This window comes from Erwinia sp., assembly GCF_031978025.1.
Lineage (GTDB): Bacteria > Pseudomonadota > Gammaproteobacteria > Enterobacterales > Enterobacteriaceae > Erwinia.
Genome location: NZ_DALZCD010000215.1, coordinates 1 through 7591, shown reverse-complemented (window position 1 = coordinate 7591; position 7591 = coordinate 1). Strand labels below are relative to the sequence as shown.

Here is a 7591-nt window from a genome sequence, read left to right as displayed (position 1 = left end):
ATCCCTGCCAGCCGACGCGCTGAAAACTTAATTATCCGGCGTCGGGATTTTCAGCGTCATATTCAGCAAGCCGCGCGATTTGTTGAAAATTTTGTTACCGTTTTCACGACCTGCACGACGCGCACGCTGTTCTTCCGGCGTCAGCACCAGCTCTTCCATACACACAGGGCTACAACAGTCGTGATACTTTTCCGCACAGCTGGCGCACTGAATAAACAGCAGATGGCAGCCGTCGTTTTTGCAGTTAACGTGCGTATCACAGGCCGTGCCGCACTGGTGGCAGTGCGCGATAACGTCATCAGAAATCCGTTCGCCCATCCGCTCATCAAAAACAAAGTTTTTGCCCTTAAAGCGTACTGGCAGCCCCTGTTCGCGAGCACGACGGGCATATTCAATGATGCCGCCTTCAATATGATAAACGTTTTCAAAACCGTTATGACGCATCCACGCACTCGCCTTTTCACAGCGAATCCCGCCGGTGCAGTACATCACGATTTTTTTATCTTTGCTTTCCTGCAGCATATCCACAGCCATCGGCAGCTGGTCACGGAAGGTGTCTGCCGGGATCTCCAGAGCGTTGTCAAAATGCCCTACTTCATACTCGTAGTGGTTACGCATATCGACAAAGACCGCCTCCGGATCGTCCAACATGGCATTCACCTCACCCGCTTTCAGGTAACCGCCTACGTCACTGGCGTCAAAGGTTTCATCGGCGATGCCGTCAGCAACGATGCGCTCGCGCACTTTCAGGCGCAGCACCCAGAACGATTTTCCATCGTCGTCCAGCGCGATATTCATCCGCAGGTTATCCAGCGCCGGATCGAAAGCGTAAAGCATGGCCTTCATCGTTTCGTAATTGCTGGCCGGTACGCTAATTTGTGCGTTGATCCCTTCCGAGGCCACGTAAACGCGCCCAAACACTTTCAGTTTGGTTAAGGCGATATAGAGTGCGTCACGAAACGCTTTGGGATCGTTGATGGTGAAATACTTATAAAAAGAGACGGTCGTGCGCGGTTCGGTCTCGGCCAACATCCGCGCTTTCAGCTCTTCATTAGAAACAAGGTTGTGTAACACTGGCATGGTGTACGTTCCTGCGACTTTTGAGAAATTTTGCGGGCGATATCATACCTGAACAGGGCCAGAAGCAAACCAAAATCGCACTGAATCGTTAAAACTTTACGTGACAAAAGCCAGGGCCTGCCCCTGGTCTGAAAAGCATATCCGGACCAACATCACAAAAAAATCCGCCTATAGTTAGCCTGTTCCGACTTAATTTTTACGGAGAAACTGCATGAGTCAGCTATTTACCCCCATCGAACTGGGCAAGTTAACGCTTAAGAACCGTATCGCCATCGCCCCAATGTGCCAGTATTCTGCCGAACACGGCAAAGCCACGGCTTGGCACCGCATTCACCTGGGCCATCTGGCGCTGTCGGGCGCAGGCCTGCTGATTATCGAAGCGGCAGCCATTGAGGCAGCCGGTCGCATTACGCCGCAGGATCTGGGGCTGTGGGATGATGAAACCGAACAGGCGCTGGGCAGCGTGCTGCAGGATGTACGCCACTATTCCACCATGCCAATGGGTATCCAGCTGGCCCATGCCGGCCGCAAAGCTTCCACCGATCTCCCCTGGCGTGGTGGCAAACACCTGCAGCCGGAACAGGGTGGATGGCAGACCTCCGCACCTTCTGCGGTGCCCTTTAACGACGGCGATAGCGCGCCGGTCGCGTTAACGCTCGAACGTATTGAAGAGATTAAGCAGGCTTTTGTCGACAGTGCTGTTCGGGCCGATCGTCTGGGTCTGGATCTGGTAGAAGTTCATGCCGCGCACGGTTATCTGCTGCATGAGTTTTTGTCGCCGCTTTCCAACAAGCGTGAAGACCAGTACGGCGGCTCGCTGGAAAACCGTATGCGACTGACGCTGGAAGTTTTCCGCGAGGTTCGCCGCGTTTTCCCGGCAGACAAGCCGGTTGGCGTACGTATTTCCGCTACCGACTGGGTCGAGGGCGGCTGGGATCTGGAGCAGTCCGTTGCGTTGAGCAAGGCACTGGAGGCGGAAGGCTGCGCCTATATCCACGTGTCCAGCGGCGGTCTGGCTCCGCAGCAAAAAATCAACGTCGGCCCGAACTATCAGGTCCCTTTCTCGGCGACCATTAAAAAAGAAGTGGCCATTCCGGTTATTGCAGTCGGGCTGATTACTGAACCGCGTCAGGCGGAAGCGGTACTGGTCGAAGGCGAAGCGGATATGGTCGCCCTGGCACGCGGCATGCTGTATAACCCACGCTGGCCCTGGCATGCTGCTGCAGAACTGGGGGCAAAGGTTGACGCGCCTGAACAATACTGGCGTTGTGAACCGCACGAGGTGAAAGGGTTGTTTAACGCCTAGCCATAATTAGCCAGCGCGTTCACGCGCTGGCGCTTAAACCTTCTGAATACCCACGCATTATTTCAGTTCGCCGCTAAAAAATGGCACAATAGGTCATAAATAATCATTCCCGGGCAGCATAATGGTGCCCCTTTTTACGATCTGGAAACTCATGACTCAGCTGCCTCAATTTACGCGTGCTTTGTTGCATCCCCGTTATTGGCTTACCTGGTTGGGTATTGGTCTGCTCTACATACTGGTGCTGTTGCCCTATCCACTGCTCTACCGGCTCGGCTGTGGCCTTGGTCGTCTGTCTATGCGCTTTATCACCCGCCGCGTGGCGGTGGCGCGCCGTAATCTGGAGCTCTGCTTTCCGGAAATGCCGGAAGCGGAGCGCGAGGCCATGGTGGTTCGCAATTTTGAGTCGGTTGGCATGGGGTTAATCGAAACCGGTATGGCCTGGTTCTGGCCCGACTGGCGCATCAGAAAATGGTTTCAGGTCAGCGGGCTGGAGCATATTGCTAAGGCGCATCAGGAAGGCAAAGGCGTTCTGCTGATCGGCATGCATTTTCTGACCCTGGAGCTGGGCGCCCGTATCTTTGGCATTCATAATCCCGGCATCGGCGTTTATCGCCCTAACGATAATGCGCTGCTGGACTGGCTGCAAACCTGGGGCAGAATGCGTTCCAATAAAAGCATGTTGGATCGCAAGGATCTGAAAGGCATGATCCGTGCCCTGAAAAGCGGCGATATTATCTGGTACGCGCCCGACCATGACTATGGCCCTAAAAGCAGCGTGTTTGTGCCCTTTTTTGGCGTGGATAAAGCGGCCTCAACCAAAGGCAGCTACTTATTGATCCGCAGCGGCCAGCCCGCGGTGATCCCTTTTGTCCCACGCCGCTTACCGCACGGCAAAGGCTACGAGATGGTCATCCTGCCCGCGGAAAACGATATGCCGGTGGATGATGAAGCCGCGACCGCCGCACGGATGAATAAAGTGGTTGAGCACGGTGTCCTGATGGCCCCGGAGCAATATATGTGGCTGCACTGCCGCTTTAAAACGCGTCCGGCGGGCGAACCTTCCCTGTATTAATATTTCGGGCGGAACTGATTCCGCCCTTTCTTTAACCCTGACTCAACCCTTCTGCTTTTCCCCCGTTGCGCGCTATTGAGTCCTGAGCTTTAAGCGCATACTTAGCCCGCTCGCAAACTGGCCAGGCTGCAACGATGGCTTTAACTGATATTGCTTCCTCCCCGATCAACTGGCAAAAGAACCTTTTTGCTGCCTGGCGCAGCTGTTTTTTGACCGGCACGGCTTTCAGTCTCGTTATGTCTTTTCTGCCGCTTTACGTCGAGCAGCTGGGCGTCACCGATCCGCACTCGTTGAATCTTTGGTCGGGCGTGGTATTCAGTATCCCTTTTTTGTTCTCTGCTATCGCCTCACCTTTCTGTGACGGCCTGGCCGACCGTAAAGGCCGGAAAATTATGCTGCTGCGTTCAGCGCCTGGCATGGCGATAGTGATGGTGCTGATGGGACTGAGCACCTCCATCTGGCAGTTTCTGACGCTGCGGGCGCTGTCAGGCGGTTTCGTGCCTGATGCCAATGCGCTTACAAGCGTTCACTTTCGGCTGAAGAAGCCGCGTGGCTTACACGATGGGAAATGGTTCACGAACTAAAACAGGAAGTGTCGAAGAATCCCTCAAATTTCTGGTAGACGGGGAACGCAAAAACTTATCATTGGCCGAACGGCTGAAAATGGATGCTGAGACGGCTGCGCGTATCGACCGGGAACAATCGCTACAAAATTTTATAGTTGTGGCGAAAGTTGCGCGTAAATGATTACGATATGCTCTATTTTTTCTTTGAAGAGCCGCTTCAAAACTATATCAAAATGGACGAAATCCTGCGTAAAAACCCGACAGCCTCAAAGGAATTTATCAATGCTATCGAAAATTATTAGGCTGGTTCGTAAGTTGATAGCCGAGGTGTCAGGCGGGCTTGTGCTGATGGCCGTTGTGACAGGTATCTTTCTGGCCGCAACGCTTAATGAAGGGGCAATGCGTATCATCGGCCCATTGCTGGTTCTGATTGCGGGCCTGGTGGTTTATGGTCTGACTTACCTTATCGCCGAAAAAGCCGATCGGCGTTAACATACCGCTGCAGAATTACAAAAGCCGGGCAAGCCCGGCTGATGTATGGGTTACTTGCTGCCGTTAGTAACAGAAACCGTAAGGAAGTTATCCGCATGGATGTTAATCGCAGGCGTATCTCCTCCAAAAGATTTCAGTACTGCAAGCAGGACAACAATTGCAAAAAATTTTGCGTCCATTTTTCAGCCTCAATCACTTGGGGCTGCGTAGCTCGTTTGTAGCAGACGGACAACCAACTAACGACAAGAAATGATGACTTCCGGTCTCGCAGCGGCGGTACTACATAAATGTCCCGCCTTTCGGGTCTGCCTCAACGATCCCCATCGTTCCCTCAGGACACGCTCAAAAATCTTCCCCATCGTCTCTATGTGCAATGGGGTATGGTAAAGAGTGGCTTGTGTATCCATCATTAAAGTTTTCTCGCGGATACTCTGCACAGCAAGCATCTTCAGGAAGCCAGCGCCAGCTGACACCCTCCGATCCATCGCTTGTCCAGACGGGAAATTTCTCACTACCTATTCAGACGGTGTAACTCCTGAATTTTTCCCATCAGGCCATCCATACCTCGACTAAAGAGCCTTTTCACGTTATGAGCTTTACACGCTACGGACTACAGCCTTCACGCTACTGATTATAAAGCGGCTTGTGCCTATTTAGAAATAATTTTAACCATTTCTGTAGGCTGGCACCTTTTTAAGTTGCTTAAAAATATACCAACACGCCTTGACGACGCCGTCAAGGTGACGGAAAATAGTACGTGATGACTTCCGGTCTTGCAGTAAGTGACCGTTGCGCTAAGTGTCCCCGCACCAGCGCGCAATCTAACCGCCTCCCCAGGCGGTTTTTTGTACCTAATAAATAGCGTCATTCTTAGAGGGAAAGGCCAACTTTAATAGATATTCTGCGGCGTGTTAAATGCGTTATATTTGTGAGACTTACTACATAAATAGTCCCCTCCCTAAATTTCCCTGCCCTTAAGCTCAGCCCATACACGTTTTTTAAGGATTCCTTTGCTTTAATTTACGCATTATTATACTGTACAAAACACAGAAAAAATAATGCTGAATGTTTATGGGCTTTTCTTCACTAGCAACCGATTGTGTCGAAGAACGGCTGTCTCTCGATACGATTTGCAATACGAGCGCCCCGTCAGTTTATTATTTAAGGCTGGGAACGGATCCCGCCTCACAGGAATAAACCGGAGTGCGCTTTTAATTGTTAATACTGCAATTAAACCGGAAGACTACAATATTATTGCTGCTGAGATTGATGGAGAATTTCGGCTCGTTCGGTTTCGCTGTGTACCCGTGGCACATTTTGAAGAACTGGGCAATTCCAATAAGCGCAGACCGCTTAAAGCCGAAGAAACTTCAGAAGAGGAAAAAGGGATGTGTTATGTAGTGATAACACCTGTCCTCAACGACGTGTGGGCTTTATCGTCTGTTATTAGTGCCGGAACGGGGCCAAAGCCCCGTAAGCCTCAGAAAAACAGCGTAGCGCTTGTCACGCCACATGCTTTCGCGTAGCGCGCCAGCGTTTCAAAACTGGCACTTGTGATGTTTTTTTCCATTCTTGAGATCGTTGGAGGCTTAATCCCCATGCGTTCAGCAACCTGTGAGCTTGTAAGACCGGCATTGTCTCGCCATTCGGCCAAGAGTGCCTGTAGACGCTCTTTCCGTTCTTCTGCTTCATATGCTGCGCGAAACTCAGGGTCGCGCATTTGTTCGTTATAGATTTCGGCTAATGTTCTGCCTTTCATTTATTAAAACCCTCCAGTCTTTGCCAGGCTAACGCAATCTTTGTGGTGAGCGTTTTTGGCGTTTTTTAACAAAGATGCGTAGTAGGTAAATTTTACTGCCTGACTGATAAACCCACAACCCTCGGTCTATATCGCCACCCATCGTCCTTACTTCAAACAAACCATTTCCGAGCGGCTTTGTGTCTGGTTCTCTCAGCTTACAAGGGTCATCTCCAGCTTTTTTTAAAATATTAGAAATTTTTTCCCTGATTACCGTCGGTAGCGCTAAAAATTCTTGCGCTGCCTCGTCGTGAAACTTAACTTCAAACACGGCTCCCTTCCTCCGTGAAAAAAGAATAATAGCTTTAACGCTAAGTTTATAAATTGCGGCCATGGTCGCAATCGGTCAGCCCTGATAAGCGTCTCACGCTTTTCACATTGCTTCGGGAATGCTGCCAGCATCGCCGATCCAGGCATAATGTTGGCCGTTGAATTCATAGCGAACGATCCACTATCCATCCGCGTTTCGTTCAGGAGCGTCAAAGTGCGGGCGGGGGGCTTTATCGGCTGTGATTTCCGTCGCTTCGGTTTGTGGCTCTTTTTCCACGTCGATTTCGTCATCGACCAGTGATTCGTCTTCTACCTCGCTGTCGCCCCCTTCTGCGGTGTCTTCTTCTTCCAGATCCTCAGTAAACGCGGCGTTATCCAGAACCAGCGCTTTTGCCTCACTGGCTAACTAATAGTGACCGTTCTCACCGATCTTCTGGCCCGGGGCAGGAGCAACAAATTCGAGATAACAAGCGACCATTGACGGCTTAAACTTCATTTTCCTGAGCACTGTGCTGGTTATCTTCGCGTCCGGGCTTTCTTCTATGATCTGTTTTACTGTTGCGTACATACGAACCGCCGCATCCCCTTGCGCACATCCGGGCATTTCATCATCAAGCGCCTGTAATGCGGCCAACCTCTGATTTTCATTACTGGCTACCGGATGCCACGATCGCGAAAAGTTATGTAACTTGAACTGCTTATAATGAAGCTGGGTGTTTTCGTCGCGCCCTAAGACTTCCGCAAAGAAAACGTCTTCGTCTACATCGGCCCATCGGGCATCGTGACGGATCCAGCGTTCATAAGCGACACGTGCGTAAATGGCGCGGCTGTCCTTATAGATGCGGCGGTCGTCGTTAAAGAATTTTTTACCAAGGAGTTAAAAGCTTTGGCCAGAATGGCATTAATACGGCTATTTTCTGACCGGATAACCACTCAGGTGACGCGAGAAGCGGCTGGGCGCTGGGGTAGTATCGACGTGCGCGGTCAGCGACGCGTTAATCGGCGGG

At 51.3% G+C, this 7591-nt stretch carries 8 protein-coding genes and 2 pseudogenes; 5 read left to right on the top strand and 5 right to left on the bottom strand.

Features of this window, described 5'->3' with window-relative positions:
• Nucleotides 1-27: 27 nt before the first annotated feature.
• The gene (locus RTK32_RS16005) at nt 28-1080 is read right to left on the bottom strand and encodes a rhodanese-related sulfurtransferase (protein WP_312045695.1); all 1053 of its coding nucleotides are present in this window, start codon (nt 1078-1080) and stop codon (nt 28-30) included.
• Nucleotides 1081-1291: 211 nt separating this feature from the next.
• On the opposite strand from RTK32_RS16005, the gene RTK32_RS16000 reads away from it, so the two are divergent.
• The 5 genes and pseudogenes from RTK32_RS16000 to RTK32_RS15980 all read left to right on the top strand — a co-directional run bounded on the left by RTK32_RS16000 (nt 1292) and on the right by RTK32_RS15980 (nt 4516).
• Nucleotides 1292-2386, top strand: coding sequence for an NADH:flavin oxidoreductase/NADH oxidase (locus RTK32_RS16000; RefSeq protein ID WP_312045693.1), 1095 nt, complete (start codon nt 1292-1294; stop codon nt 2384-2386).
• A 151-nt stretch (nt 2387-2537) separates the two neighbouring features.
• Nucleotides 2538-3458 (top strand): Kdo(2)-lipid IV(A) acyltransferase, encoded by a 921-nt coding sequence (locus RTK32_RS15995; RefSeq protein WP_312045692.1) that lies wholly within the window; start codon nt 2538-2540, stop codon nt 3456-3458.
• A 134-nt stretch (nt 3459-3592) separates the two neighbouring features.
• A pseudogene (locus RTK32_RS15990) lies at nt 3593-4003 on the top strand (MFS transporter); the annotation flags it as partial.
• A 4-nt stretch (nt 4004-4007) separates the two neighbouring features.
• Nucleotides 4008-4205 carry a hypothetical protein gene (locus RTK32_RS15985; protein WP_312045697.1) on the top strand — a complete coding sequence of 66 codons (198 nt, stop codon included), beginning with the start codon at nt 4008-4010 and terminating at the stop codon, nt 4203-4205.
• 101 nt (nt 4206-4306) lie between these two features.
• Nucleotides 4307-4516, top strand: a complete 210-nt coding sequence (locus RTK32_RS15980; RefSeq protein ID WP_312045690.1) for a hypothetical protein — start codon at nt 4307-4309, stop codon at nt 4514-4516.
• Nucleotides 4517-4566: 50 nt separating this feature from the next.
• Here the strand turns inward: RTK32_RS15980 and RTK32_RS15975 are convergent, their stop codons facing one another.
• From RTK32_RS15975 to RTK32_RS15960, 4 genes and pseudogenes are all read right to left on the bottom strand, one after another.
• Entirely contained in the window at nt 4567-4695 is a 129-nt protein-coding gene (locus RTK32_RS15975) for a hypothetical protein (protein ID WP_312045688.1), read from the bottom strand.
• 1301 nt (nt 4696-5996) lie between these two features.
• Nucleotides 5997-6275: a helix-turn-helix transcriptional regulator gene (locus tag RTK32_RS15970; RefSeq protein ID WP_312045686.1), complete on the bottom strand. Its 279-nt coding sequence runs from the start codon at nt 6273-6275 to the stop codon at nt 5997-5999.
• A pseudogene (locus RTK32_RS15965) lies at nt 6272-6585 on the bottom strand (type II toxin-antitoxin system RelE/ParE family toxin). Before RTK32_RS15965 ends, RTK32_RS15970 begins: the two are co-directional and overlap by 4 nt.
• Nucleotides 6586-6990: 405 nt before the next feature.
• Complete coding sequence (locus RTK32_RS15960) at nt 6991-7218, bottom strand: hypothetical protein (protein WP_312045682.1); 228 nt, start codon at nt 7216-7218, stop codon at nt 6991-6993.
• Nucleotides 7219-7591: the final 373 nt, after the last annotated feature.